The sequence below is a fragment of the Klebsiella variicola genome (assembly GCF_000828055.2).
In the GTDB taxonomy this organism is placed as follows: Bacteria; Pseudomonadota; Gammaproteobacteria; order Enterobacterales; family Enterobacteriaceae; genus Klebsiella; species Klebsiella variicola.
On sequence record NZ_CP010523.2, the window covers coordinates 1,587,577 to 1,614,433 of the forward strand.

27 protein-coding genes, 1 tRNA gene and 1 pseudogene are annotated in these 26,857 nt (G+C 56.6%); 14 read left to right on the plus strand and 15 right to left on the minus strand.

Annotated elements, in window-relative coordinates; genetic code table 11:
• Positions 1-6: 6 nt before the first annotated feature.
• Positions 7-939 (plus strand): ornithine cyclodeaminase family protein, encoded by a 933-nt coding sequence (locus tag SP68_RS07565; protein ID WP_022065442.1) that lies wholly within the window; start codon positions 7-9, stop codon positions 937-939.
• On the opposite strand, the gene SP68_RS07570 is transcribed toward SP68_RS07565, so the two are convergent.
• Entirely contained in the window at positions 936-1,847 is a 912-nt protein-coding gene (locus SP68_RS07570) for a LysR family transcriptional regulator (RefSeq protein WP_022065443.1), read from the minus strand. The genes SP68_RS07565 and SP68_RS07570 overlap by 4 nt on opposite strands.
• A 96-nt stretch (positions 1,848-1,943) precedes the next feature.
• On the opposite strand from SP68_RS07570, the gene SP68_RS07575 reads away from it, so the two are divergent.
• A complete protein-coding gene (locus SP68_RS07575) occupies positions 1,944-3,083 on the plus strand; it encodes a DSD1 family PLP-dependent enzyme (protein WP_022065444.1) in 1,140 nt (379 codons plus the stop codon).
• A gap of 433 nt (positions 3,084-3,516) precedes the next feature.
• On the opposite strand, the gene SP68_RS07580 is transcribed toward SP68_RS07575, so the two are convergent.
• Together SP68_RS07580 and SP68_RS07585 are read right to left on the minus strand one after the other, a co-directional pair.
• Positions 3,517-3,705, minus strand: coding sequence for a hypothetical protein (locus tag SP68_RS07580; protein ID WP_008803987.1), 189 nt, complete (start codon positions 3,703-3,705; stop codon positions 3,517-3,519).
• 70 nt (positions 3,706-3,775) lie between these two features.
• Positions 3,776-3,985, minus strand: a complete 210-nt coding sequence (locus SP68_RS07585) for a YdgH/BhsA/McbA-like domain containing protein (RefSeq protein WP_004102265.1) — start codon at positions 3,983-3,985, stop codon at positions 3,776-3,778.
• A 333-nt stretch (positions 3,986-4,318) separates the two neighbouring features.
• Between SP68_RS07585 and SP68_RS07590 the strand changes: the two genes are divergently transcribed.
• From SP68_RS07590 to SP68_RS07615, 6 genes are all read left to right on the plus strand, one after another.
• A complete protein-coding gene (locus tag SP68_RS07590; protein WP_016161568.1) occupies positions 4,319-5,059 on the plus strand; it encodes an amino acid ABC transporter ATP-binding protein in 741 nt (246 codons plus the stop codon).
• Positions 5,060-5,067: 8 nt separating this feature from the next.
• Positions 5,068-5,766, plus strand: coding sequence for an amino acid ABC transporter permease (locus SP68_RS07595; RefSeq protein WP_012967536.1), 699 nt, complete (start codon positions 5,068-5,070; stop codon positions 5,764-5,766).
• A 9-nt stretch (positions 5,767-5,775) separates the two neighbouring features.
• Positions 5,776-6,528, plus strand: coding sequence for an amino acid ABC transporter permease (locus SP68_RS07600; protein ID WP_012967537.1), 753 nt, complete (start codon positions 5,776-5,778; stop codon positions 6,526-6,528).
• Complete coding sequence (locus tag SP68_RS07605; RefSeq protein ID WP_040968753.1) at positions 6,518-7,360, plus strand: transporter substrate-binding domain-containing protein; 843 nt, start codon at positions 6,518-6,520, stop codon at positions 7,358-7,360. Before SP68_RS07600 ends, SP68_RS07605 begins: the two co-directional genes overlap by 11 nt.
• Before the next feature lie 4 nt (positions 7,361-7,364).
• Positions 7,365-7,904 (plus strand): L-2-amino-thiazoline-4-carboxylic acid hydrolase, encoded by a 540-nt coding sequence (locus tag SP68_RS07610; protein ID WP_008803992.1) that lies wholly within the window; start codon positions 7,365-7,367, stop codon positions 7,902-7,904.
• 207 nt (positions 7,905-8,111) lie between these two features.
• A complete protein-coding gene (locus SP68_RS07615) occupies positions 8,112-8,900 on the plus strand; it encodes a pyrroline-5-carboxylate reductase family protein (protein ID WP_008803993.1) in 789 nt (262 codons plus the stop codon).
• Between the two features lie 12 nt (positions 8,901-8,912).
• On the opposite strand, the pseudogene SP68_RS29050 reads toward SP68_RS07615, so the two are convergent.
• The 4 genes and pseudogenes from SP68_RS29050 to SP68_RS07630 all read right to left on the minus strand — a co-directional run.
• Positions 8,913-9,008, minus strand: a pseudogene (locus SP68_RS29050) (AraC family transcriptional regulator); the annotation flags it as partial.
• A 188-nt stretch (positions 9,009-9,196) separates the two neighbouring features.
• Positions 9,197-9,273, minus strand: a tRNA-Pro gene (locus SP68_RS07620).
• Positions 9,274-9,349: 76 nt separating this feature from the next.
• Positions 9,350-11,110 (minus strand): LPS biosynthesis-modulating metalloenzyme YejM, encoded by a 1,761-nt coding sequence (gene yejM / locus SP68_RS07625; protein WP_008803994.1) that lies wholly within the window; start codon positions 11,108-11,110, stop codon positions 9,350-9,352.
• 18 nt (positions 11,111-11,128) lie between these two features.
• The gene (locus tag SP68_RS07630) at positions 11,129-11,356 is read right to left on the minus strand and encodes a YejL family protein (RefSeq protein ID WP_004195346.1); all 228 of its coding nucleotides are present in this window, start codon (positions 11,354-11,356) and stop codon (positions 11,129-11,131) included.
• A gap of 186 nt (positions 11,357-11,542) precedes the next feature.
• On the opposite strand from SP68_RS07630, the gene yejK reads away from it, so the two are divergent.
• Complete coding sequence (gene yejK, locus SP68_RS07635) at positions 11,543-12,550, plus strand: nucleoid-associated protein YejK (protein ID WP_008803995.1); 1,008 nt, start codon at positions 11,543-11,545, stop codon at positions 12,548-12,550.
• 19 nt (positions 12,551-12,569) lie between these two features.
• On the opposite strand, the gene SP68_RS07640 is transcribed toward yejK, so the two are convergent.
• Entirely contained in the window at positions 12,570-13,331 is a 762-nt protein-coding gene (locus SP68_RS07640) for a DeoR/GlpR family DNA-binding transcription regulator (protein ID WP_008803996.1), read from the minus strand.
• Between the two features lie 81 nt (positions 13,332-13,412).
• Between SP68_RS07640 and SP68_RS07645 the strand changes: the two genes are divergently transcribed.
• Positions 13,413-14,009: an NUDIX domain-containing protein gene (locus SP68_RS07645; protein WP_040968752.1), complete on the plus strand. Its 597-nt coding sequence runs from the start codon at positions 13,413-13,415 to the stop codon at positions 14,007-14,009.
• A gap of 20 nt (positions 14,010-14,029) precedes the next feature.
• Here the strand turns inward: SP68_RS07645 and SP68_RS07650 are convergent, their stop codons facing one another.
• Positions 14,030-15,316 carry a serine hydrolase domain-containing protein gene (locus SP68_RS07650; protein WP_023298008.1) on the minus strand — a complete coding sequence of 429 codons (1,287 nt, stop codon included), beginning with the start codon at positions 15,314-15,316 and terminating at the stop codon, positions 14,030-14,032.
• Positions 15,317-15,419: 103 nt separating this feature from the next.
• Between SP68_RS07650 and SP68_RS07655 the strand changes: the two genes are divergently transcribed.
• Positions 15,420-16,307 carry a LysR family transcriptional regulator gene (locus SP68_RS07655; RefSeq protein ID WP_008803999.1) on the plus strand — a complete coding sequence of 296 codons (888 nt, stop codon included), beginning with the start codon at positions 15,420-15,422 and terminating at the stop codon, positions 16,305-16,307.
• Positions 16,308-16,365: 58 nt separating this feature from the next.
• Here the strand turns inward: SP68_RS07655 and rplY are convergent, their stop codons facing one another.
• Positions 16,366-16,650 carry a 50S ribosomal protein L25 gene (gene rplY, locus SP68_RS07660; protein ID WP_008804000.1) on the minus strand — a complete coding sequence of 95 codons (285 nt, stop codon included), beginning with the start codon at positions 16,648-16,650 and terminating at the stop codon, positions 16,366-16,368.
• A 136-nt stretch (positions 16,651-16,786) separates the two neighbouring features.
• Complete coding sequence (locus SP68_RS07665) at positions 16,787-18,544, minus strand: DNA repair helicase RadD (RefSeq protein ID WP_012541014.1); 1,758 nt, start codon at positions 18,542-18,544, stop codon at positions 16,787-16,789.
• A gap of 146 nt (positions 18,545-18,690) precedes the next feature.
• Between SP68_RS07665 and rsuA the strand changes: the two genes are divergently transcribed.
• The 3 genes from rsuA (at position 18,691) to SP68_RS07680 (ending at position 21,278) form a co-directional block, all read left to right on the plus strand.
• On the plus strand, positions 18,691-19,410 hold the full coding sequence (rsuA, locus tag SP68_RS07670; RefSeq protein ID WP_008804002.1) for a 16S rRNA pseudouridine(516) synthase RsuA: 720 nt from the start codon (positions 18,691-18,693) through the stop codon (positions 19,408-19,410).
• Entirely contained in the window at positions 19,407-20,603 is a 1,197-nt protein-coding gene (locus SP68_RS07675; RefSeq protein WP_040968751.1) for a Bcr/CflA family multidrug efflux MFS transporter, read from the plus strand. Before rsuA ends, SP68_RS07675 begins: the two co-directional genes overlap by 4 nt.
• Before the next feature lie 330 nt (positions 20,604-20,933).
• Positions 20,934-21,278, plus strand: a complete 345-nt coding sequence (locus tag SP68_RS07680) for a YejG family protein (RefSeq protein ID WP_002912974.1) — start codon at positions 20,934-20,936, stop codon at positions 21,276-21,278.
• A gap of 3 nt (positions 21,279-21,281) precedes the next feature.
• Here SP68_RS07680 and yejF read toward each other — a convergent pair whose 3' ends face one another.
• Genes yejF through SP68_RS07700 form a run of 4 tightly spaced genes read right to left on the minus strand, consistent with a single transcriptional unit; the run spans position 21,282 to position 26,807 of the window.
• Positions 21,282-22,871 (minus strand): microcin C ABC transporter ATP-binding protein YejF, encoded by a 1,590-nt coding sequence (yejF, locus tag SP68_RS07685; RefSeq protein WP_040968750.1) that lies wholly within the window; start codon positions 22,869-22,871, stop codon positions 21,282-21,284.
• Between the two features lies 1 nt (position 22,872).
• On the minus strand, positions 22,873-23,898 hold the full coding sequence (locus SP68_RS07690; RefSeq protein WP_012967542.1) for a microcin C ABC transporter permease: 1,026 nt from the start codon (positions 23,896-23,898) through the stop codon (positions 22,873-22,875).
• A complete protein-coding gene (locus SP68_RS07695; RefSeq protein WP_008804006.1) occupies positions 23,898-24,992 on the minus strand; it encodes a microcin C ABC transporter permease YejB in 1,095 nt (364 codons plus the stop codon). The genes SP68_RS07690 and SP68_RS07695 overlap by 1 nt, the downstream gene beginning before the upstream one ends.
• Positions 24,993-25,001: 9 nt before the next feature.
• Complete coding sequence (locus SP68_RS07700) at positions 25,002-26,807, minus strand: extracellular solute-binding protein (protein WP_040968749.1); 1,806 nt, start codon at positions 26,805-26,807, stop codon at positions 25,002-25,004.
• Positions 26,808-26,857: the final 50 nt, after the last annotated feature.

Here is a 26,857-nt window from a genome sequence, read left to right on the forward strand (position 1 = left end):
CAGTAAGTGAAGTTTATTTCGGAACATGAGAGCGCTGCCCTCATCAATCATGAAATGGCCTATGACGCGATCAGGGAATCCCTGATCGCTGCCAGCAAGTCGGACACCCTGAATTTTCCGGTAGTTCACGGTAAGGGATCAAATAATGTGAACTCTTTCAGCATCAAAGCATCGTCAACCTCGGAGCTTGCCGGACTGAAAGTCGGTTCATACTGGCCGGGGAACCGTGATATTGGGATACCGCGTCACAACTCTTTAATCCTGTTATTCGACCAGGAAACAGGCAAAATAGATGCTGCAATTGAGGCTGGAAAGGTAAATGCATTCCGGACGGCAGCTGCGAATGCCGTAGCTGCTGACGTGCTTGCCAGACCCGATTCAACCGTACTGGCCGTATTTGGTGCAGGACATCAGGCCCGCTATGAATGTGCCGCACTGCTCAAAATCCGCCCAATCCATACCGTTTTTATTGTGGGTCGCAGTCCTGAAGGTGCTCAGGAAATGGCGGATGAGCTCCGGGCGAAGGGCATTACCGTTCACTGCTGTGATGCTGAAAAAGCCTGCCGGGAAGCTGACATCATTGTCACCGCTACGCCTTCACGCAGCCCTCTTTTCCTGGCAGAGTGGGTTCGTCCGGGTACGCACGTAGTGAGTATGGGATCAGACGCTGCGGGTAAGCAAGAATTGCCAGTCGAATTGCTGACTACGTCGCGCCTGTTCTGCGATCTGCCGTCTCAGTCGCGACGCATTGGCGAGTTTCAACATGCCCCTGGAGATACAGCGGTTATTGCAATTGGTGATGTGCTGACCGGCAGAGCAGAGGGACGCACAGTGAATGATGATATCACCATCTTCGACAGTTCAGGCCTGTCGGTGCAGGATCTGTATATTGCAAAGGCGCTTCTTGAGCGATGGGACCTTCATACGGCTGACAGTTAAGTTTCACAATCCCAGGGACGGGAGGAAAGAAACTCTTTCAGGAAGCGAATAAACTGACGAGTACGTGGAGAACGGCCAGCCGCATCGCTGCCAGTCAGCGCGACGACTGGCGCATCAGGCAGATTAAATTCCTGCAACACACGAACCAGTTTGCCACGGTTAAGATGAGGCATTACATCCCACTCAGAACGTACAATTATCCCTCTTCCCGCCAGAGCCCAGTCGGTCACAACCCGGCCTTCGTTGCTGGCAAGCCTGGGATGTATTCGAATGGGATATTCTTCATTGTCACGGTTGAAACGCCATAACGTGACGTCCTCACTATTCTCTCTTAGCGCTATACAGTCATGCTGTCTCAGAACGGAGGGTGAATCGGGTATGCCTTTTTGTTCCAGATAAGCGGGAGAAGCGCACACATACCTCCGGTTGGTTGCCAGCGGGGTGCAGTGCATAGAGGAATCCCTCAGTTCGCCAATGTAGATCACGACATCCCACTGATGAAATGAAGACCAGCTCGGATCGTCGGAAAGCGTAAGTTCTACTTCCAGATGCGGGTACCGGGCTGAGTACTCACCCAGCAGAGGGGCTACGTAGTCAGTGCCAAATCCCAACGGGGCCAGGACGCTTAGTTTCCCGCTGACCTCATGACGGCGGTTTCTGATGATTTCCTGAAGCTCCGCCAGCTCTTCAATGATTCGTTCAGCTCTGGTTTTTACCAGGCAGCCTTCGTCCGTAAGCGTAATAAATCGGGAGGGGCGTTGTATTAATCTTACACCAAGACGCTGTTCAATTCCCTGAAGGCGCTGCGTCACTGAAGGAGGCGTAACGCCAAGATAACGTGCCGCAGCAGCCAGAGTGGGATGGGTGGCTATCGTATAGAAAAAACGCAAGTCATCACTGTTAAGCATTAATCCTGACCTTAATTATATATTTAGATAAGGTTAATTTTAAAATGAATCATCCAGTGAGAACATAGTTTTTCCGCTAACTGGAGTAAAAACATCATGTCTGACCACCATTGGCTGCAGCAAACCGAAACTCCCTTTCTTCTTATCGATGAAGCAAGATATCAACGCAATGTAGACCGTCTGTTCAAACGTGTGGAAGGGCTTGGCAGTAGCGTTCGCCCACACCTCAAAACACTCCGTTCTCCTGAAGCAGCACGTTATCTACTAAGAACAAATGATTCCCCGGCAACCGTATCCACCCTTGCAGAAGCAGAAGGTTTTGCCAAAGCAGGTTATACGAACCTTCTCTATGCGGTCGGTATTGCCCCGCATAAACTCGCACGCGTTGCCAGCCTGATTAACCAGGGCATAAACATACATATTCTGCTGGACAGCCCGGAACAGGCGCTCGCAGTATCCGAATTTGCCCACCGGCACAACGTCACGTTCTCAGTATTTATTGAGGTTGATTGCGATGGCCATCGTGGTGGCCTTCCGCCACGGAGTAATGCGCTCACTGAACTGGCTACGCTTGTTGAAGGCAACGGTGCCGTGCTGACGGGTCTGATGGCCCACGCCGGGGAGTCATACAGCTGCCGGACTGAAGAACAAATTCGTCAGGCAGCACGTAATGAATGTGAAGCAATCAGGACCGCTGCAGAGCGTGTACGAGCACTGGGCATTGCCTGTCCGATACTCAGCGTAGGTGCGACACCAACGGCACACTTTGCAGAAGAACTGGAAGGTATCGCTGAAGTGCGCGCGGGCGTATTTACATGCTTTGACCTGGTGATGAAAAACGTTGGCGTTTGCAGTACGGACGACATTGCCATTTCGGTCGTGGCCTCAGTCATTGGGCATAACCGTGAAAAAAACTGGGTGTTTATTGATGCTGGCTGGATGGCGCTTTCCCGCGACCGTGGTACAGCTGCAGGCCCGGTAGATTACGGTTACGGTCTGGTCTGTGATATCACCGGTAAACCATTCAACGTTTGTGTTACTACCACAAACCAGGAGCACGGTATCATCGCACTACCCGCTGACGGGGGACTTACTCCGGATGATTTCCCTGTAGGTATGCGCGTGAGGATTTTGCCTAATCATGCTTGTGCTGCAGCATCGATGCATCAGGAATATCAGGTGCTTCAAGCCGGGGAAGACGCCCCTGCGGTCTGGCACCGTATTACTGGATGGTAAAACTAACAGTCGCCAAAGCCGCCCCGCGCAAACTGCGCGGGTATTACTTTTTGCGCGATAAAACAGATAAAAGAGTGGAACTAGAGAAGCCTTCCGGATGCTATCTAACTGCATAAATGCAACGAATTACTCTCCCAAGTTGACTGATGTCATTTGTCTGATCTGACGTAAAGCAAATTTCAGGAAGTGTCGCATATTGTGTTCAAGGGCCTCCAGGCATCGGTGTGGTTCGTCCAGATCCGGGATTACCCAAACGCCCGGCAGGCATGCTTCACGGTGCCTCAGGCCCGAAGGCCTCGCCGCGACAGGTTCAGCTGATAGAAGCGTAGTATATCGATACGGCAAAAGTGGAGGTTATGGCGGATAATCCATGGTCAAACGGGCAGAAAGAAAGCGCGCAGCGGATATTTCCACGCGCGCCTTATGCAGTGTCTTACTGAAGATTGCCTGCGGTCAGGCTCTCTTTATCAAAGGCATGGCTGACATCAATATGATTCTGATGCATCGATGTATCGATATTTGAACCCGCCTCCGGATGCGTCTGGCTCTTCTCTGCGGCCATCACGCCGGACGAAAGTGTAGCGGCCAACAGCAGTGCGGTGACTACGCCGATATTTTTCATATTCTGTTCCTTATTTCATCGTGTTGTCGCTGTCGCCTGTTTCTTCCGGCGGCCCGGCAATGTGGCGATTTTATTTCGTCAGCTCAGCGGTCATATGTACGCGGTTATTGAATTGAGCGCTGGTGATTTTGTAAGACGCGCCTTGCTCTGCGGCCTGCGCGGCAATTTTGGCTTCTGCGCGGTCCAGGGTGGAAGCGCTGGCGCTGATGCTCTGAGCAAAAGTACCGAAAGAGATCATAGAGAGTGCGGCAACTGCAACGAAAGTTTTGATGGATTTCATGGTCGTATTCCTTAAGTGTTTTGTCAGTGTTGGAGCGTTGTTGCCCCGATGTGATAAATGATAGGCTGACGGCCGGATGATTAAAATCGAAACAATTTGCTTTCATTGTTCAGTAAATTTGAATAATCATTGTCAAGTATCGCCATCCAGTTTTGTTAAGAAAGCTAAATTACAATTCAGCCTCATTGTCATAACAAATATATAAAAAGTTATTTTTTAACTTTCGATAGATGATTTTCTTGTTTGCTATCATCTGAACTGCAGCAATATAGTTTTTAGGCAGCAATAAGCGCCGGCGTGCGGCAAATAAAAATTATCCACGAATATTTCATTATGATAACTATTAATAAGATCAGTAAAAGCTTCTCCGGTGAAAGAGTGCTAAAAGAGGTCTCGCTCAGTATTCATTCCGGCGAGATTATTTGCATTATTGGCCCCAGCGGCTCAGGGAAAACCACGCTATTACGTACGCTTAATTTCCTGGAGCCTGCCGATAGCGGGCAAATAAGAATAGATGATGTGGCGCTGGATTGCGCAAAAGCGGGCAAAAAGGAGATTGAAAAGCTACGGGCGAAAACCGCCATGGTTTTTCAATCGTGGAATCTCTTTCATAATCTGACCGCACTGCAGAATATTACCGAAGGCCTGATTTACGCTCAAAAGCGCCCGCGTCAGGAGGCGCAGGATATTGCTGAACGACTCTTAAAGCAGGTGGGGTTATTGCATAAAAAAGACAGCTATCCGCATAGTCTCTCCGGCGGCCAAAAGCAGCGTATCGGGATTGCGCGGGCGCTGGCAATTAACCCCGCCGTTCTGCTGCTGGATGAACCGACTTCCGCGCTGGATCCGGAAAAAGTTGGTGAAGTGCTGGAGCTTATTCAGACGATTGCCGCTGCGGGGCAGACGATGATTATCGTGACCCACGAAATGGCGTTCGCCCGCCAGGTCGCTTCCCGGGTGGTATTTATGGAAAACGGCGAAATCGTTGAGCAGGGCCCGGCGGAACAGATATTTGGCGCAGCACAGCAGGGGCGAACCCGGGCGTTTCTGGCGCAACTGCACTATCATGCCTGAGGCTAATGATGAACAATAACCCGCTCTTTAACTGGCAGGATATCGCCGGAATATTGCCGAAACTGCTGGAAAATTTACCCGTGACCCTCGGGATAACGCTGGCCTCACTGCTGCTTGGTTTGACGATCGCGCTGCTGATTGTGCTGCTGCAGTTTAGTCGCTTTAAGCCGCTTAGCGCGGTGGCAAACGGGTATACCGACATTCTGCGTGGCGCCCCCCTGGCGCTGCTGATCCTGCTGTTTTTCTTCGGCGGAAAATTAATTTTGACTGCGCTGGCGCTGCCGCCGCTATGGATTAGCGATACCACCTTTGCGGTGTTGTCTATTTCGGTCAGCATCAGTCCCTATTTTGCAGAAATGATGCGCTCCGCGTGGCGTGCGGTGGATACCGGCCAGAAAGAAGCCATCATCAGCCTCAATATTCCCTGGCATAAGGGAATGCTGCGGATTATTTTTCCCCAGGGGCTCATTATTGCCATTCCCGTTTTTGGTAATCTTTTAATTAACCTCGTGAAGATGACCTCACTGGTCAATATTATTGGTATTGTAGATATTTTTGGCCGTGCACAAAAGATTTCGCAAAATAGCTATGGGTCTAAACAGGTTGCGGCGTTTATTAGTGTTATTATCGTTTACTGGGTGCTGAATAGTATTATTCTCTATTTTACCACTCGTATTGAAAAGAAGTATCAGTTCCTGCTGGAGTGATAGATTAACATGTTTAGCCTGGCATTCATTCGGGACAATTTTACGTTTATTTTAAGCGCGCTGCCGGTCACCCTGGTGATAACGTTATTGTCCTTACTCTTTTCCACCCTGCTGGGCGCGGCGCTGGCGTGGGTGATTATTCGTCAGGTTCCCGGGGTTCAATGGGGGGCGAAGGTATTTCTCTCCTTTAGCCGTTCGGTCCCGGTACTGGTGATGCTGTATTTCTTTTTTTACGTCTGGCCATGGATAGCCGCTGGGCTGTTTGGCGGCCCGCAGGACAATATGTACCACTATAAACTCTCGCCACTGGTGGCGGCGGTCACCGCGCTATCGCTGATTTTCAGCGCGTATTTCGCCGAAACCTTTCGCGCAGGCTGGAACGCGGTTGATAAGGGGCAGCGCGAGGCCGCATGGTCAATTGGGCTAAGCGGGTTCACGCAGTTCCGACGCATTATTTTTCCGCAGGCGGCAGTATCCGCACTGCCGAACTTCACCAGCGTGCTGATCGATCTGATTAAAGACACCTCGCTGGTTTACACCATCACCGTTATTGATCTGATGGCGAAAGCCAATATCGCCGCCGCGCGCGGGTTTCATTTTGTCGAAGCCTATTGCGTCGTGCTGGTGATTTATATCGCGCTGTGCCTGGCAATTGCCAGAGCATTGCGCAGTGTAGAACGGTTTCTGCGCGCCCGCTGGCAAGGAAACGTACAAAAGAGTGTTCCACGGTTATCATTTTGGGGAAGGTATTTTGAAAAATAAAATTTTACTGGTGAGTGCGCTGACGTTGGCAATGGGAATTAACGCCGCACAGGCGGTTGAAAAAAGTCCGCACGCGAAGACGATTGAGGTTGTCGTTAACGCTAACGGTTTTCCCTTTAGCTTTGTGGACGATAACAACAATATTACCGGCTACGATGGCGATCTGTTAAAGGTGCTGGACCAGCGGTTAACCGACTATACGTTTCATTTTAATGCGGTCTCGCGCGACGCGATGATCGTCGGCCTGTCGACCGGCGCGTATACCCTTGCGGCGGATCACTTTTATCTCACCAAAGAGCGGGCGGAAAAATATGACCACTCCGGCGAGCCGACCGGGATCAGCGATTTACGCCTGATTGTACGTAACGATGAGAACGATATTCATCAACTCGGCGATCTCGCCAGCGGTAAGAAAAAGCTGGTGCCGATTCACACCTCCGACGCCCGTTATACGGTGATTGAAAACTACAACAAAAAACATCCAGGCCAACAAATTAACCTGCAGCCCAACGGCGAGCAGTCCGCCGCCGATATCTTTAAAGCGGTCGCTTCCGGGGAATACGATACGGCGATTTATCCCATTGGTGCGCTACTGGCGTTAAATAAGGCGCTAAATCTCAATCTGAAAGCTTCGGATTCCGTCGGCCTGTTTCCTAACGTCTATTTGTATAAAAAAAATACCGACCCGCAGTTGATCAAAGCGATTGATGCGCAGTTGGTTGCCCTGAAAAAAGACGGCACGCTCGCTGAGCTCTCACGGAAATGGTACGCCGAAGATGTGTATGCCCTGCCGGGCGCCAGCGACGTCAAAGTGAATACCGACTGGGAATAAACGCATGACGCAAATAAGCTCGGAGCCGGCGCATAACGCCGCCACCTTAAACGATGAGGTGACCCTGGCGCTGCGCGCCATTACTGAAAAACGCGCGGCTACCATCGGTTACCTGTTGGACGAAAGCCGACAACGTCATATCGCGGATGATTTTGCGCGTGAAGCCATACGTCACTATGGCCGCGATATCGGGCATAAGCTGCGTGCGCAAATGCGCGATCGCCAGGATTTGCAGGAGTTTGCCGGGCTGTTTACCCGCGGTCTGGAATCTCAGGTTTATGAGATGGAGCCCGTTAGCGCCAGCCGGGCTGAATTTATCGTCCTGTTTCACTACTGTCCTTACGTTAACTGCTGGCGGCAGCAGGGGCGGGGCGCCAGCGAAATTGAGACGCTATGCGATATCTGCATGGAAGGCGATCATGCGTTAACCGACGCGTTTCCGGGGCTGCGTTTAGAGGTGCAGACCGCGCTGGCTCGCGGTGATGCCGCCTGTCGGCTGCGTTTTTATCAGTCAGAGTCGCATGAGGCGGAATGGCAACCTTAAGTGGGGGCCACGCAACCAGTTTATTAATCAGCCAGAAGCGGCGATTCAGGCACTGAGCGGGCAAAAGCTCACCACGGTTGACGGCGACGTTGACGGACGGATTTATCCCACTGACGGAACGGGGATTCGCGTTGCCGACCCGGCGCGACAAGGCCGGCGCTTCGGTGTTGGTCACGACGAATAGCGTTTTGAATAAGGAGTAAAACTATGGCAAAGGTCCATTTTATTGGTGCCGGACAGATGACGGAGGCGATTATTCGCGCGTCATTAAGCAACGGTACGCTGCGGGCGGACGCGATCTCGCTGGAGGATATCGACAGCGCGCGAATCGAGGCTTTGCACTCCCGCTATCGGTTGTCGGGCGACGGTGGCTTAAGCGAGGCCTCTTTGCTGGTGCTGGGGATCCGTCCGCAGGACGATCTGGCGGCGGTGGCGAGCCGCGTGCGCGCCCAGCTAAACGGCTCGACGACGGTGGTTTCTCTGATCGCGGGAGTGACCCTGGAAAAGCTGGCCTCCCTGTTTGGTGAGACAACGCCGATTGCCAGGACGATCCCCAATACCCTGACCGATACCGGATTTGGCTATAGCGGCGTAACCTTAAACGCCCACGCCAGCGCGGCTGAGATCGAGCCGTTTCTGCGCGGTTTTGGCAAAGTGCTGTATTTGCCAGAGCGGTTGATCGATGTCTTTACCGGTTTTGGCGTCGCGGGGCCTAACTATATTTACTACTTTATTGAGTCGCTTACCGATGCCGGCGTACTGGCGGGGCTGTCGCGGCCTCAGGCGACGGAGGTGGTGCTGGAGAACCTCCTCGGCGCGGTCGAGATGCTGCGCCAAAGCCAGAAGCATCCGCGTCAGCTTCTGGATATCAATAATTCACCGGCGGGAGTCGGGATCCACGCTCTGTATGAGCTGAACAACAGTGACTTTGCCGCAGGCCTTCAGCGCAGCGTACTGGCGGCGGTCAGGCGTACCCGTGAACTGGGACAGCGCTAAACCCCTTCTTCCCGCCACTGGCCGTGCAGCACCCGGCGCTTTTCCGGCGATGCGCTTAAAGGCACGGCTTAAGGCTGCATGAGAACGGTCGCCCAGCCGGATCGCTAACGTCGTCTATTAATCCACGGGGAGCAGGACAAGTTCAGGCATTGGTCATTCGACATGCCAGGGGGAATATGCCTGAAGATCCCGTTTAAATTCGACGGAAAACAGGCAACAAAAAACCCGCAAACTCGGAGAGAGTGCGGGTTTCTGTAGGGTTACCGGTCGTTAACAAAACTTACCGGTGAATGATTTGGTCGGCACGAGAGGATTTGAACCTCCGACCCCCGACACCCCATGACGGTGCGCTACCAGGCTGCGCTACGTGCCGACGCGTGGGGAACAATATTACCCGTTCCCCGAGCGAATGCAAGCGGGTCGCGCGCGATTGATTCATAATTAATCAATCAGTTAGCGATAAAGCGTTTTTCGTCAGTCAGGACCTGCAGCAACAGGCTGAGCTGCGGTTTCTGATCTTTAATTTTCTCGCCGTCGCGGCTCCAGGTGGTATAGGTGCCGTTATGGTTGAGGACCACGGTGATGGTCGGGGTGGTAATGGCCAGCGTATCGCCGTTGGCCGCGGTGACCCAGTTCCGACGTCGTGCGGCGCTGAACAGATCTTCACCCTGCGAGTACTCATTGGCTGGCGTCGAAACGTGGAGCAGGCGCTGCATCAGCGTGGTCATTACATCTTTGTTATCGGTCAGCGTGGCAATTTCCTGCGCCGGCGTGCCCGGCCAGTGAATAACCAGCGGCACCTGCAACTGCTCGCGCGACCAGTCGAACGAGTCGTGTTTGACGTTAAGCGGCTTGCCGTGGCCGCCAGTGATAATCACCACCGTGTTGTCGAGCTTGCCGGCTGCGCGTAGCGCGGTCAGCACCCGATCAATTTGGGCGTCAACATCACCTGCCGCCTTGCTGTAACGGCGGACAAAGCCCTGTTGCTGCGTGTCGTCGAGGGTGGTGCCGTTGAGCGAGATCCACGAGAACCAGCGATTCTCATCCTGCGCGTAACGGTCCAGCCAGCCGATCCACTGATTGGCCGTCTGTTCGTCGCTCTGAGTCTTCGCGCTCGGTAGCGAGAAGTCGGAGAGCAGCGCCTGGCGATAGAGCGGGCTGCTAAACCCATCGGAGGAGAACAGGCCCAGCTGGTAGCCCTGCTGGTTGAGGGCGGTGATCAACGCGGCGGGAATACGCGCCGAGAGGACACCGTCCATATAGCCTGGTGAAATACCGTAGAACAGGCCAAACAGGCCGCTGTCGGCGGTATTACCCGAACTCATATGCTGGGTAAAATTGACGTTCTCTTTGGCGAACGCCGCCAGCGCCGGCATGGTCTTTTCAAACCGCGAATAGTTCAGGTTGTCGACGGTGATCAGCAGCACGTTGTAGCCCGCGCCGAGATCACGGTAGCGCAGGTTGCTGAGCGGATACTGGACCGATACCGCCTCCGGCGCCCCTTGCTCCACCAGACGACGCTGATAATCCTGGGCGTCGAGCAGGCCATGTTTCTCGAGGAAACGGCGGGCGGTCATCGGATAAGAGAGCGGCAGATTCGCCCGCTGCATCGTGATCGGGCGATAGAAGTTGGCATCCGCCCAGATATAGACCAGGTGGCTGCTGATAAACGACAGAAAGAAGAACCAGGCGACCGGGCGGGCGTAATGACGGCGGCGCGTCAGGCTGCGCAGTTTCTGCCAGCTCCAGGTGGCGAAGAGCATTTCAATCAAAAAGATGACCGGGACGCTGATAAACATCAGCTGCCAGTCGCGCGCCATCTCATTCTGGTCAGGGTTGATGACCAGCTCCCAGACGACCGGGTTTAAGTGAAGATGGAAGCGGGTGAAGACCTCGCTATCTATCAGCAGCAGCGTCATCCCGGCGGTGGCAAGGATCACCGACAGGAAGCGCATCAGGCGCTGCGAGACCACGATAAAGGTCAACGGGAAGAGGATCAGCACATAGCTGGTAAACACCAGGAAGCTGAAGTGTCCGACGAGACTGACGTACGAAAAAAGCCGTCCGGCAAGCGTCGTCGGCCAGTCGGCGACAAAAAGATAGCGGCTGCCGAGCACCATGGCCAACAACATGTTGAACAGGGCGAACCAGTGCCCCCAGCTGACCATCTGGGAGACTTTTTCTCGGTAGGGCTGACGTAGAGTCACCATATACTGTTGCTGTTATCCTTAATGCGCCGGATCGTCGTTAATGGAAGACTGCAAAGCCTGCGCGAAAGAACGGGCGATGGCCTGACGCTGCGCCGGCGCGACGCTACTGTTGATCAGGTTGGTCACCATATTGCCTAACACCATCAGTGAAAGGTCAACCGGGGCTTTGTGTGATTCCAGGACGTTCGTTAGCTCGCTGAGCAACTGTTCGACCTGTTGATCGCTATAGCGGGAAATTTGCGGCATAAACTCAAAATCTGTTTGTTCGTGAAAGGGCAACATATTACCGTAGCAGCAGCTTTTTTTCCGCATTTTTTCGCCGCGACGCAAAAGCGCACCGATCGTCGGTAACAACGTCGAAATGTGTGGCGCCAGTTGCGTCGGCAACCCGGCGGTGGTTGAATACCGCCCGGTCTAAAAGGAGAGTTTAACATGAGTCTGGATATCGACCAGATTGCCCTGCATCAGTTAATCAAACGTGATGAACAAAATCTGGAGCTGGTGCTGCGCGAGTCACTGCTGGAGCCGAATGCGACGGTCGTCGAGATGATGGCTGAACTGCACCGGGTCTATAGCGCCAAAAGCAAAGCCTATGGCCTGTTCAATGAAGAGAGTGAACTGGCGCAGGCGCTGCGTCTGCAGCGTCAGGGGGAAGAAGAGTTTCTGGCGTTCAGCCGCGCGGCGACTGGTCGTCTGCGCGATGAACTGGCGAAATACCCGTTCGCCGAAGGGGGCATTGTCCTCTTCTGCCAGTATCGTTACCTGGCGGTCGAGTATCTGCTGGTGGCGGTGCTCAATAACCTGAGCAGTATGCGCGTCAACGAGGAGCTGGATATCCGCTCGACCCATTACCTGGATATTAACCATGCTGATATCGTCGCGCGCATCGATTTAACCGAGTGGGAAACCAACCCGGAGTCGACCCGCTATCTGACCTTCCTGAAAGGGCGGGTAGGGCGCAAAGTGGCCGATTTCTTTATGGATTTCCTCGGCGCCAGCGAAGGGCTTAACGCCAAAGCGCAGAACCGCGGCCTGCTGCAGGCGGTGGATGACTTCGCCGCCGATGCTCAGCTTGATAAATCCGAGCGACAGAATGTGCGTCAGCAGGTCTACGCGTACTGTAACGAACAGCTGCAGGCCGGGGAAGAGATTGAGCTGGAGTCACTGTCCAAAGAGCTCGCCGGCGTCAGCGAAAAGAGCTTCCAGGAATTCACTGCCGCGCAGGGCTATGAGCTGGAAGAGAGCTTCCCGGCGGATCGCAGCACCTTACGCCAGCTGACCAAGTTTGCCGGCAGCGGCGGCGGATTGACCATTAACTTCGACGCCATGCTGTTAGGTGAACGCGTATTCTGGGATCCCGCCACCGATACCCTGACCATTAAGGGCACCCCGCCGAACCTGCGCGACCAGCTGCAGCGCCGGACGTCCGGCGGCAATTAAGCCCCATGCCCTGTCGGCGCTATCGCTGAACGGGGATGATCTCCACGCCGCACTGCACCAGCTGCTGGCGCAGCGCGGCGTCGGGTTCACCGTCGACGATAAGCGTACTGGCGAGGCTCAGTTCGCCGATGGCAAAGGCTGACGCGGCGTTGAGCTTCTCCCGGGACGCCATCACCACGGTTTCCGCCGCTCTGGCCGCCAGTGCGCGTTTGATGCCCGCTTCTTCATAATCACCGGTAGTGAAACCTGCCCGCGGGTGGATGCCGGTCACCCCCATAAAGAACAGATCGGCATTGATCCGCGCCATACCCGCCAGCGTCTCGGCGCCCACAGCGACGACCGAATGTTTAAACACTTTGCCCCCGAGCAGGATCACCTCGATTCGCGGGTGGTCCACCAGCGCCACGGCGATGCCGGGGCTGTGGGTGACCACCGTACAGTTCAGTTCCGCAGGTAAAAAGCCGATCATTGCTGCAGTGGTGGTGCCGCCATCGACAATCACCACCTGTCCAGGCTGGATCAGCGCAGCGGCGGCGCGGGCGACCGCCTGCTTGGAGGCGATCTGCACGCTTTTGCGCGTTTCAATAGGCGCAATAGCGGCAGAAACCGGCAGTGCGCCGCCGTGGACCCGCTGCAGTTTTCCTTCCGCCGCCAGCTCGCGCAGATCGCGGCGAATGGAGTCCTCGGATACGTTGAACCGCTGGCTTAGCTCCCCGGACATCACCTGTTTTTCCTCGGTGAGGATCTGGAGGATCTGCTGTTTTCTCTGACTGGCGAGCATGATTTTTCCTTCACGAATGATCTTGTTTGTGCCTGATTATGCATGTTATGGTGCCGGCTGTCATCTCAAAGGGGATATAACATGCAAACTCACGCACCGCACGTCCGCCACGTTCGCGAGACGCTGCTCTCTGACAATTGGTACACCCTGAAAAAATATACTTTTGAACTGCTGCGCCGGGACGGCCGCTGGCAGGAGCAGAGCCGGGAAGCCTATGACCGCGGCAACGGCGCGGTCATTTTACTCTATAACCGTGAGAAGCGGACGGTGGTCCTGACGCGCCAGTTCCGATTTCCGGTATTTACCCACGGTCACGATGGGTATCTGATTGAGGCTGCCGCCGGGCTGCTGGATAACGCCTCGCCGGAGGCGCGGATCGTTGCCGAAGCGGAAGAGGAGACCGGCTTTCGCGTGACGCGGGTCGAACCCGTCTTCACTGTCTTTATGAGTCCAGGCTCCGTGACCGAGAAGCTCTACTTTTTTATCGCGGAATATCAGGCCGATGACCGTCGGGGCGACGGCGGCGGGTTGGCGGCAGAAGGTGAGGATATTGAAGTGCTGGAGTGGCCGCTGGCGCGGGCGCTGCAGGCTATTCGCGATGGCGAGATCATGGATGCGAAAACGATAATGCTGTTGCAGCATCTGGCGCTGAATGCCGATACGCTCCTCGCCAGCTAAGCGGCAAGGAGCAGGGGAGATTAGCGCAATTCGCGGGCAATGGCGCTGTACATCAGCGCCGCTTCCAGCGGCTGGGCGTTGAAGGACGGTTCCGCCTGCGGCCAGGTCGACCACTGGACGATCACCAGATGTTCCGCGCGGTTCACCATGATCACCTGGCCATAGATCCCCAGCGCCCACAGCGAGCCCTGCAGTCCTTCCTGCGGCGTCGGCTGTACGTGTTGCGCATTGGCCGGAATGGCGTTGTTCCACCACTGATAGCCGTAGATACCTTGCGGATGCGCTGCTGAAACCGAGTTCAGCGCTTTTGTCCAGCTTGCGGCCTGGTCGAACCAGCCAGCGGGCACCAGCTGTTTGCCGTTGCTTAACCGACCATCGCGGGCGACAAACTCGCCAAAGCGGCCCCAGTCTTCGAGGGTGGCGTTAAAGCCGTGGGCGCCAACATCATGCTTCCCTTGCTGATAAGCATGCCATACGCCATCGTGGGCCATACCCGCAGGCTGCCACAGCGACTGCTCAAGCCAGGCGGCCAGCGACATACCGGTCGCGCGTTCCAGCACATCGCCCAGCAACCAGGCGCCGCCGGAAGAGTAGGACCACTGCTCGCCTGCCGGGTGTTTACGCGACAGCGTCGACACAATTTTACGTACGCAGTCATAGGCGCCGGGCTGTGCTTCACATTGGGTCAGGCGGGCAAAGTGCGACTGCGGGTTGGTGTAATCTTCATTCCAGTCCACGCCGCTGGTATGTTGAATGAGTTGCTTGAGTGTCACGCCGTCCCAGGCGGTGCCTTTCAGTTCGGGTTCGTAAACGGTGATCAGGTCATCGAGGGAGTGGATTTTCCCCTGCTGAATGGCGATGCCCACCAGCGTCGAAACCACCGATTTCCCCACCGAGCGAGAGGTCCACAGCGTGGTATCGGTGTTGCCGTTGCCAAGGTATTTCCAGGCGACTTTGCCATCTTTTAGCACCAGCATGCCGCTGACGTTCTCGCGCTTCAGGTAATCCTGTAGCGTCCAGGTGTGGCCGTTGAGGGTATAGCTGGCGTGGGTCAGTGGCTTTTCAGCACGCTCCAGCGGGACCGCTGCGCCGTGGCGGAAGACGTCTCCGGCATAATTGCGATAGTCGTTACGAAAGCCAACGACGCGTGACGCCTGATCCCAGGTGAGCATGTCTTTGGCCGCGGGTAGCGTTTGGTCGTAAGGGGTGGGGCAGACATCCAGCGTCAGGTCGCCGCAGTTTTGCGCCATCGCCGCCGCCGGCAGTGCCGCCAAAATTAACGCCAGAGCCAGTGGTTTTTTTATCATTTTTATTTCCTCGTTTGCCATAGATTCGCTGCGCAGTATATAAATCGGCTCGCGAAGGCTAAAATCAGCATAGGGGGGATTTTCCCCCGCAAGGGAGAGAGGGATGAAAACCCTGCAGTATTCTTTCGCACAGATTGAGGCCTTCGCCACCATCGCCGAAACTGGCAGCCTGTCGCAGGCGGCCATTCGTTTAGCTAAAGACCGGACCACGCTTCGCGATCTGCTGGACTATCTGGAAGATGCGCTGGGCTACCGGCTGTTCAGCCGTGAAGGGCGTAGCCTGACGCTAACCGCCGAAGGCGAGCAGCTTTTTCGCCAGGCACACCTGCTGTTGCGTCAGGCGCAGGCTTTCGAGTCTTTTGCGCAAACGCTGCCGCAAACGGCCTGGCAGGCGTTACGTCTGGTGTACGATCCCTTCGTGCCGCGTGAATTTCTCTGTTTGCTGGCTGATACGCTTGCCCGGCGGCAGATCCGTTTAAGCTGCTGGAGCGCCTCGCGGCGCGAAGCCGAGCAGGCGCTGAGCGAGGGCATCGCGGATATGGCCATTTGCCAGGCTAATAATCGTACGCTGGGCAGCGAAATGGAGTGGCGGGCGCTGGGCACCGTTGATTTACGTTTTTACGCCGCGCAAGGATTGTTTACTGACGCCGCACGGCCGCTGACATTGCTGAATTTATCACTAACGCCACAGCTGGTGATGCACCGGCGCAGTGACGATCAGATCGCCCGCCGGCTACAGATATCCGGCCATACGCTGTATATGAATGAAATCGCGCTGCTGCGCCATGCGATGGAGCAGGGGATGGGCTGGGGGTTTTTACCGGAACATTTACGGCCAGGCGAGTGGCAGGGGGTTGCTGAAATAGCTACCGAGGTCGGCAGTCAGGGACTGAACGTGACCATGGTGATGCTCTGGCTGCCCGGCATGAATAAGCACCGGATGCTGAGCGACCTCGTGGACGAGGCGCCGGAACTTTGGCGGCGCCGATAACAAAACGCCCCGGGTCAGAAGACACCAGGGCGTTTGCCATACAACTTGCTATCGGCGATTACGCGCGAACGAAGTCGATGTGGGTCAGTTTCGGCTTGAACGCGTGACGCTGAACAGCCTGAACTTTAACTTTCTCTTCTTTGCCATCGATAACGAGGGTCACAACTTCGCCGTAAAATTCAGCTTTATCCTGCATGTTCCACAGTTTGTCGTGATCCAGTTCGATAGCAACCGGAGCAGCTTCGCCACCGTAGATGATTGCCGGGAACTTGTTAGCTGCGCGCAGGCGGCGGCTCGCACCCTTACCCTGCTCTTTACGTACTTCTGCGTTGATAGTAAACATTGATGTCTCTCTATATATAAAGCCTGCAACAGGCGACCCAGCTGCAGGCAGATTATCTGCTTTGCGAATGCAAAAGCGGGCGGCATTATAGCCGCCAATCGGCACAGCGGCAATCAAAACCTCAGTTTTTGGCGGATTAACGCAGCTCATTGGCGCGACGGAAACGGCCCTGATAATCGAAAACTTTTTCCCGCACCTGCCAGTATTGCCCCTTCATTCGGGCGACGACAAAGTCAGGATGGCGCAGCAGCGCCTGCTGGGCAATGATATCCGCCGGGGTTATCCAGCGTAACGGCACGCCCGGCGTACGGGTATGCGGGCGGATAAACAACTGCTCAAAGGCGGTACGCTGGGCGGGCGTTTGCAGACGGAAGCGCTCACTCACGTCGGCGCCGTCCTCATCATAGTAGGTGATTTTCAGCCACGGGCCTTTCTCGTCGCTACCGTGCTGCATAGCCATGCCGCTGCAGCGCAGCACCAGCGCGTCCTTTAGCTTCAGCGCCGCCTTCAGCATATCGTCCGGGTCGACCAAAATCGTGTCGCACTCGCGGCAGCGGCGGGCGGCGATATCGTTTTCCGCGTTGCACTGCGGGCAGTTTTTGAAGCGAAAGCGGAAGTCGCACTGTTCGCGGTGGCCGTCATCATCTTCAAACCAGCCCTGGCAGCGGCGGCCAAAATGCTCAATCAAGGTGCCGTCGGCGGTGGTTTTGCCCCAGAAGGTGTTGGCGAAACCACAGGCCGGGCAGAAGACCTGCACCGGCACGTTGTCGCTTTTCCCCTTCGGCGTCCCCACTTCCGGGGCGTACAGGTCATGCGGGTTGCCGGCGTAGTCGAGGATCAGGCAGTCGGTTTTGCCCGGCGCCAGGCGCAGGCCGCGGCCAACGATCTGTTGGTAAAGACTCACCGACTCGGTGGGGCGGAGGATGGCGATCAGGTCAACGTGCGGGGCGTCGAAGCCGGTAGTCAACACCGCGACGTTCACCAGATAGCGATACTCCTGCGCTTTAAACGCCTCGATAATGCGATCCCGCTCTGGTCCAGGCGTTTCCCCGGTGATCAGCGCGGCTTGCGCCGCCGGCAGCAGACCGGTTACTTCCCGGGCGTGTTCCACGGTGGCGGCGAAGATCATCACCCCTTTACGGCTTTCGGCGAACTCCACGATCTGGCTGACGATATGCGGTGTTATGCGCTGCTGTTTTTTCAGTTCGTGGTTAAGATCGGCTTCGCTGAACAGGCCGTTGCTTTGCGCCTGCAGACGGCTGAAATCGTACTGCACCACCGGCATATCAAGGCGTTCCGGCGGCGTCAGGTAGCCGTGCTTAATCATATAGCGCAGCGGCAGCTCATAGATGCAGTCGCGAAACAGTGCTTTCTCATCGCCACGTACCATGCCGTGGTAGTGAAACTGATAGATCCAACCCTTGCCGAGGCGGAACGGGGTAGCCGTCAGGCCGAGCAGCCGGAGCTGAGGATTCACCTGCCGCAGGTGGCTTATGATCTGTTGATACTGGCTGTCGTCGTCATCGCTGATACGGTGGCATTCATCGACGATGAGCAGCGAAAATTCACTGTGAAACTGATCGAGGTTGCGCGCCACCGACTGCACGCTGCCGAACACCACTTTGCCGTGGCTTTCTTTACGCTGCAGACCAGCGGCAAAGATATCCGCCTCGAGGCCAAGGGCGCAGTATTTCGCATGGTTCTGCGCCACCAGCTCTTTGACGTGGGCCAGCACCAGCACGCGGCCGCGGGCCAGCCGGGCAAGCTCGGCAATCACCAGGCTTTTGCCCGCGCCGGTGGGCAGGACAATGGTCGCCGGCTCGGTATGGCGACGAAACCAGGCGAGGGTGGCATCGACGGCTTCTTGTTGGTAGGGGCGTAATGTAAAAGTCATGAATTCACGGGGCTAATTAACTCGCGAATAGTATGCCATGAATCTTTTCCCTTGAGTGGTGTTAAGAGCCCGTTATACTAGCCAGTGAAATTCTTCTTTTTCGGGCGAGTTGCCCGCTCCAGCACTATTACAGGCTAAAAAAATTCATGCGACTTGATAAGTTTATCGCTCAGCAGCTTGGCGTCAGCCGGGCTATTGCCGGGCGTGAAATCCGCGGCAGCCGTGTTACCGTGGACGGCGACATTGTGAAAGATGCCTCTTTTAAGCTCCAGCCAGAGCACGAGGTGGAATATGATGGCAATACGCTGACCCAGCAGAACGGCCCCCGTTATTTTATGCTGAACAAGCCGCAGGGTTACGTCTGTTCCACCGACGATCCCGATCATCCGACTATCCTTTATTTCCTCGATGAGCCGGTGGCGCACAAGCTGCACGCCGCCGGGCGCCTGGATATCGACACCACCGGGCTGGTGCTGATGACCGATGACGGCCAGTGGTCGCACCGCATTACCTCGCCGCGCCACCATTGTGAAAAAACCTATCTGGTGGAGCTGGAAAGCCCGCTGGCGGAAGGGACCGCAGAGCTGTTTGCCAAAGGCGTCCAGTTGCACAATGAAAAAGATCTCACTAAGCCGGCAGTGCTGGAAGTGATCACCCCGACCGAAGTGCGCCTGACCATCAGCGAAGGGCGCTACCATCAGGTGAAACGCATGTTCGCCGCCGTGGGCAACCATGTGGTTGGCCTGCACCGGGAGCGCATCGGCGATATCCTGCTGGATGACGCGCTGGCGCCGGGTGAATATCGTCCGCTGACGGAAACGGAAATCGCCAGCGTAGGCGCCCCGCAGGCACGGAGTAAAACGTGACAGTGAAGCAGAATTCTTCTCTGGGAATTGTGTTTATCCTCGGCCTGCTGGCCATGCTGATGCCGCTGTCGATCGATATGTATCTTCCGGCGCTGCCGGTGATCGCCGCCCAGTACAACGTCCCGGACGGCAGCGCGCAGATGACGCTCAGCACCTATATCCTGGGCTTTGCGCTGGGTCAGCTGCTGTACGGGCCGATGGCAGACAGCCTTGGTCGCAAGCCGGTGATCCTCGGCGGGACGCTGGTGTTCGCCGCGGCGGCGGTGGCCTGCGCCCTTTCGCAGACCATCGATATGCTCATTGTCATGCGTTTCTTCCACGGTCTGGCGGCCGCGGCCGCCAGCGTGGTGATCAACGCCCTTATGCGCGATATCTATCCGAAAGATGAGTTTTCACGGATGATGTCGTTTGTCATGCTGGTGACGACCATTGCGCCGCTGGTGGCGCCGATGGTCGGCGGGGCGGTGCTGGTCTGGTTTAGCTGGCATGCCATCTTCTGGATCCTCGCGCTGGTGGCCCTGCTCGCCTCGCTGATGATCGGCCTGTTTATCCGCGAAACGCTGCCAGCTGACAGGCGTCAGCCGTTCCATCTGCGCACCACGCTGGGTAATTTTGCCATCCTGTTCCGTCACAAGCGGGTGCTGAGCTATATGCTGGCGAGCGGCTTTAGCTTCGCCGGCATGTTCTCTTTCCTCAGTGCCGGGCCTTTCGTCTATATCAATATTAACCACGTTGCGCCTCAGCACTTTGGTTACTATTTTGCGCTGAACATTGTTTTCCTGTTCCTGATGACCATGTTCAACAGCCGGTTTGTGCGGCGGGTGGGGGCGTTGCGCATGTTCCGGGCCGGGCTGTGGATCCAGTTTGCCATGGCGGTATGGATGGTGGTTTGCGCGCTGCTGGACGTCGGCTTCTGGTCGCTGGTGATCGGCGTGGCGGCCTTTGTCGGCTGCGTATCGATGGTGTCGTCTAACGCCATGGCGGTGATCCTCGATGAGTTTCCGCATATGGCCGGCACCGCTTCGTCACTGGCCGGAACGTTTCGTTTTGGTATCGGGGCGATCATTGGCGCGCTGCTGTCGATGGCGACGTTTACCACCGCCTGGCCAATGCTGATCTCTATTGCCTTCTGCGCAACCTGTTCTATTTTCTTCTCGCTTTACGCTTCCCGTCGGCGAAAAATCGCACACTAGGTCACATTTTCAGGGGCGAAATCGCCCCTTTCTTGATACATGTCAACCAGAATGAGCTTCAGGGTTCTGCGATTTGTTTCCTTTATGTAAAATCAATTAGTGTAAAAAGTCGCATTGTTGCGATAAAAAAGTTGTTTTGGATCACAGAAACGGGTACATATAGCGCCAATCGGCTCGCCGGGTATAAAAATAACGCGCTGGATTATAAGTGCTTAGCCCTGGCCCGCCGCGGCTGTAAACGTTTTCTGCGTCAAGGCAGGACTATTTGTCAACAGTGTGTTAATATTGATGTAAATTTATTGTGAAGCCTTTTGCTTCCGGGGAAACCACGTGAATACACAACAACTCTCTATCGTACACCGTCTGCCGCAGAGCTATCGCTGGCTGGCCGGTTTTGCGGGTTCCAGAGTTGAACCGATTCCGCAAAACGGCGCGCAGAACGAGAACAGTCTCGTTGCCCTGAAGTTGCTGAGTCCGGACGGTGAGAAAGCCTGGCCGGTTATGCATAAGCTCAGCCAGGCGTTAAGCGACATCGAAGTCGACTGTTCAGTCCTTGAGTGCGAAGGCGAACCGTGCCTGTTCGTTAACCTGCAGGATGAATTCGCCGCCACCTGTCGTCTGAAAAATTTTGGCGTGGCCATCGCCGAGCCCTTCTCCGGCAACAACCCCTTCTGACCGTCAGCTCAGCGCCAGCAGCTGGCGGGTATACTCGTGCCGGGGTGCGCTGAAGACGGACTGGCACTCGCCCTGTTCAACCACCTCTCCCTGACGCAGCACCATCACCTGATGACACAGCGCCCGCACCACGCGTAAATCATGACTGATAAAAATATAGGCCAGCTGATGCTTTTGCTGTAATGCTTTCAGCAGATTCAGGATCTGCGCCTGAACGGTTTTGTCCAGCGATGAGGTCGGCTCGTCGAGGACGATCAGCTGCGGCTTGACGATCAACGCTCTGGCGATGGCGATACGCTGCCGCTGGCCACCGGAGAACGCCGCCGGGTAGCGCTGGCGGCTGGCCGGGTCGAGCCCAACCTCCTGCATGGCAAGGATCACTGCCTGTTCGCGTTCGGCTGCCGTCAGCGTCGGCTGGTGGACGCGCAAGCCTTCCTCAATGATCTGCTGCGCCGTCAGGCGCGGATTGAGCGACGAGTTCGGATCCTGAAAAACTACCTGCATTTGTCGGCGCAGCGGCAGCAGCTGTCGACGGTTACGCCCCTGAATCGGCTGGCCGGCAAAGGTTATCCTGCCCTCGGATGAGATCAGGCGCAGCAGCGCCAGACCGGTGGTGCTTTTTCCCGATCCCGATTCGCCCACCAGGCCCAGCGTCTCGCCGGCGCGTAGCTGAAAACTGAGGCTGTTGACCACCCGATGGTGATCGACCACCCGGCGCAGGATCCCTTTGCGAACAGGAAATGCCACGTTTAAATCATCCGCCTGCAGCAGCACCGGGGCATCGACGGCCAGCGGCACCGGCTCACCGTCTGGTTCGCTATCCAGCAGGCGTTGGGTGTAGGGATGCGCCGGCGCGCTGAACAGCGCCCGACAGTCATTTTGTTCCACACAGCGGCCGTTCTGCATCACCGCTACTCGGTCAGCCAGCTGACGGACAATGCTCAGGTTATGGGTGATAAACAGCAACCCCATGTTCAGCTCCCGCTTTAGCTCGCGCAGCAGCTGCAGGATCTGCGCCTGCACTGACACGTCCAGGGCGGTGGTCGGTTCGTCGGCGATCAGCAACTCCGGGCGCGTCAGCAGCGCCATGGCGATCATCACCCGCTGGCGCTCGCCGCCGGAGAGCTGATGCGGATAGTCCGCCAGACGCCGCGGCGCCTGACGGATCCCGACGCGCTCCAGGCAGTCGAGGATCTCCCCGCGCGCCGCCTCTTTGCGCATTCCCCGGTGTAACGACAGCACCTCATAGAGCTGTTTTTCCAGGGTATGCAGGGGGTTGAGCGACACCATTGGCTCCTGAAAGATCATCGCGATCCGGTTGCCGCGCACGCCGCGCAGGGTCGACTCCTCAGCATGCAGCAGCGACTGGCCATGAAAGCGGATATCGCCGCTGGGGTAGCTGGCCGGCGGGGTGGGGAGCAGTCGCAGCACCGACAGCGCGGAGATGCTTTTTCCTGAGCCGGATTCGCCCACCAGCGCCAGCGTCTCACCAACTGCCACCTCGAGCGACAGATTGTGCACCACGGTCTGCGTCTCGCCCTGCTGGCGAAAGGCAATAGAGAGATTGTCGATAGCTAACAGCGGGTGGGTCATATTACACCGCCTTACTCGGGTCAAAGGCGTCGCGAACCGCTTCACCAATAAAAATCAGTAGCGTCAGCAGTACGGCGACGGAGAGAAACGCGGCAATGCCCAGCCAGGGCGCCTGCAGGTTGTTTTTTCCCTGCAGCAGCAGCTCGCCGAGAGAGGGGGAGCCAAGCGGCAGACCGAAGCCGAGAAAATCCAGCGACGTCAGGGTGGTAATGGAGCTGCACAAGATAAAAGGCAGGAAGGTGAGGGTCGCCACCATTGCGTTAGGCAACATATGCCGCAGGATGATCTGCCGGTCGCTGACCCCGAGCGCCTGCGCCGCCCGGATGTAGTCGTAGTTGCGGGTGCGAAGAAATTCAGCGCGCACCACGCCCACCAGCGTCATCCAGCCAAAAAGGACGGTGATCGCCAGCAACCACCAGAAGCCCGGCTGCACGACGCTGGAGAGCAGGATGATCAGAAACAGGGTCGGCATCCCGGACCAGACTTCGATAAAGCGCTGGCCCCAGAGGTCGATTTTGCCGCCATAGTAACCCTGTATCGCCCCGGCCAGCACTCCCAGCACGCTGGAGAACAGCGTCAGCAGCAGACCGAAGAGCACCGAGATGCGCGTACCATAGAGGATCCGCGCCAGCACATCGCCGCCGTTGGCGTCGGTGCCAAGCCAGTTGCTGGCCGAGGGCGGTGATGGAAAGGGGACGGTGCTGGCAAAATTAATCGTCGTGGCGCCGAAGCGCACCGGCGGCCATAGCGCCCAGCCGTGGGTGGACAGCTGGTGCTGCAGCCAGGGATCCTGATAGTCGGCGGCGGTAGCGAACGCGCCGCCAAAGGTTTGCTCGGTGTAGTTTTTTAACACCGGAACATACAGCTGGCCCCGGTACTGCACCAGCAGCGGACGATCGTTGGCCAGCAGCTCGGCGCCGAGGCTGCAGAAGAAGAGAATTAAAAACAGCCACAGCGACCAGTAGCCGCGACGGTTGTGACGAAAGCGCGCCCAGCGGGCCTGATTAACGGGACTGAAGAAAGACATTAGCGGCCCTCAAAATCAATGCGCGGGTCGACCAGCGTATAGCTGATATCGCTGACGATATTCAGCAGCAGGCCAATCAGAGTGAAAATATAGAGCGTGCCGAACATCACCGGATAGTCGCGGGAGACCGTCGCTTCATAGCCCAGCAGACCCAGGCCGTTCAGCGAGAACATCACTTCGATCAGCAGCGAACCGGTAAAGAACATACTAATAAAGGTGGCCGGGAAGCCGGCGATCACCAGCAGCATGGCGTTGCGGAACACATGTCCCCAGAGGATCTGTTTCTCACCGACGCCTTTGGCGCGGGCGGTGACCACATACTGTTTGCGGATCTCATCGAGGAAGCTGTTTTTGGTCAGCATGGTCAGGGCGGCAAAGCCGCCGATCACCGTCGCCAGCACCGGCAGGGTGATGTGCCACAGGTAATCGAGGATCTTCTGATACCAGGGAAGGGTGTCGAAGTTCGGTGAGACCAGACCGCGCAGCGGGAAGAGGTCGAAATAGCTGCCGCCGGCAAAAATCACGATCAGCAGGATGGCGAACAGAAAGGCGGGGATCGCATAGCCAATAATAATCAGCGTGCTGCTCCAGATGTCAAAGCGGCTGCCGTTGCTGACCGCTTTGCGAATACCCAGCGGAATGGAAACCAGGTAGATAATCAGCGTACTCCACAGTCCGAGGCTCACCGAGACCGGCAGGCTGTCTTTAATCAGCTGCAGTACTGAGGCGCTGCGAAACAGGCTGTCGCCAAAATCAAAGCGCAGATAATCGCCCAGCATCTTCAGGTAACGCTCGTGCAGCGGCTTGTCAAAGCCGTAGCGGTGGGTGATCTCGGCGATGACTTCCGGATCAAGGCCCCGCCCACCGCGATAGTGCCCCTCGCTGATGTTCCCTGCGCCGGTTCGGGCATGGCTGGCGCCCATCCCGCCGTCGCCGGCACCCGGCATCCCGCCGTGCTGACCAAATTCGATGGCGGCGATGGCCTGATCGACCGGGCCGCCGGGTGCGATTTGCACAATAAAAAAGTTAATGGTGATGATGGCCCACAGGGTGGGGATCACTAACAGCAAACGGCGGATCAGGTAGCTGCCCATGGGATGTCCTTAACGTCTGTCCGCGGGGAGGGTGGCCGCTTTGTTCACGTCGTACCACCAGGTATCGAGCCCGGAGGAATAAATGGGGCGGGTCTCGGGGAAAGAGAACTTATTCCACCACGCGGTGCGGTCCTGCGCCATATACCACATCGGCAGCATGTAGTTATTCCAGGTGAGCACGCGGTCCAGCGCCCGACCGAGGGGGATCAGTTTCTGCTTATTGCCCTGCCACTGCAGGATCTGCGCAATCAGCTTATCCACTACCGGGCTTTGCACCCCCGGTGCGTTATAGCTGGAGTGAATATAGTCTGAGGCCCAGGAGATTTGCAGGTCGGTGCCGGGCCAGGGCATGGCACGCCACAGGCTCGGCATCATGTCGTAATCACGGCTGCGGCGACGGTTGCTGTACTGCGAGTTATCAACCTGACGAATATCCATGACGATCCCCAGGCGCTGCAGGTTGTGCTGAAACGGCAGCACCCAGCGGTCATTGCCACCGGCTGGCATCAGCAGTTCAAAGCGCAGCGGCTTGCCGGTGGCGGCGTTGACCCGGCGCTGGTTTTTTACCGTCCAACCCGCCGCATTGAGCAGGGCGTCGGCTTTGAGTAAGTTGTCGCGGTCGAAGCCATCGCCACGGGAGACCGGCGGCTGGTAAACCTGGCTGAAGACCTCCGGGGGCAGTTCGTTTTTCATCGGCGTCAGCAGGGCCAGCTCGGCGGCGTCGGGCAGGCTGCGGGCGGCATATTCGGTGTTCTGGAAATAGCTGTTGGCGCGCTGATAGGCGCTGTAAAACAGCGCCTTGTTCATCCATTCAAAATCGAACGCCAGGGTAATGGCCTCCCGCACCCGGCGATCGGCAAAAACCGGGCGCTGAATATTGAACGCCAGCCACTGGGTATCCTGCGCCGAGGTATTTGTATGCTCATCTTTAATAATGTAGCCGCGGCTGAAGTTGCGACCGACGTAGCGGGTAGCCCAGTTTTTGGCGACGGTCTCTTCCCGGCGATCGACGGCTCCCGCTTTAAAGGCTTCGAAAGCGACATTGTCGTCGAGATAATAGTCATAGCGCAGCGTATCGAAATTCCAGCGACCCCGGTTGACCGGCTGGTCGGCCGCCCAGTAGTCGGCGACGCGTGAATAAGTAATGTATTGCCCCATTCGCCAGGCGCTGATGCGGTATGGCCCGCTGGCCAGCGGCGGCTTCGACAGCGGGTCGCTGAGTTTGTGCTGGCGCCAGAACGACTCAGGCATCACCGGCAGGCTCAGCAGACTCAGCATGTTCTCTTTGCCGGGCTGGCCGAGGTCGATTCGTACGGTCAACGGGGCGATGGCCTTAACGGTGGTGCCTTTATAAAACAAACGGAACTGTGGCACCCCTTCGGTCATAAACTTGTTGAAGGTAAATGCAACGTCCCGGGCGGTGATTGGCGTGCCGTCATGGAAGCGGGCGTGCGGGTTGAGAACGATCTCCATCCAGGAATAGTCCTCGGCATAGCGCGCCCGCTCGGCAATCAGCGGGTAGTAGCTGCCGGGCTCATCATCCGAGGTGGTGAACAGGGTATCGTAGAGCGCCTCAGTGCGCACGGCGGGATTGCCGCGCAGTGCGTAGCGGTTGAAGTTATCAAAGGTGCCGATCGCCGCCAGGGTGAGGGTGCCGCCTTTCGGCGCCTCAGGATTGACATAATCAAAATGGCTGAAGCTGGCGGCGTATTTGGGTTCACCGATAATCGCAAAGGCGACGCTTTCTTTTATTGTTTGCGCCTTAGCGCTAAGGCTAAACAGAGCAAGCAGAATTAAAAAGAGGCGCGCATACATAGGCGGCAGAATACCTTGTCACGGTCGGCCCCCATAGCCGACCTCTGTTC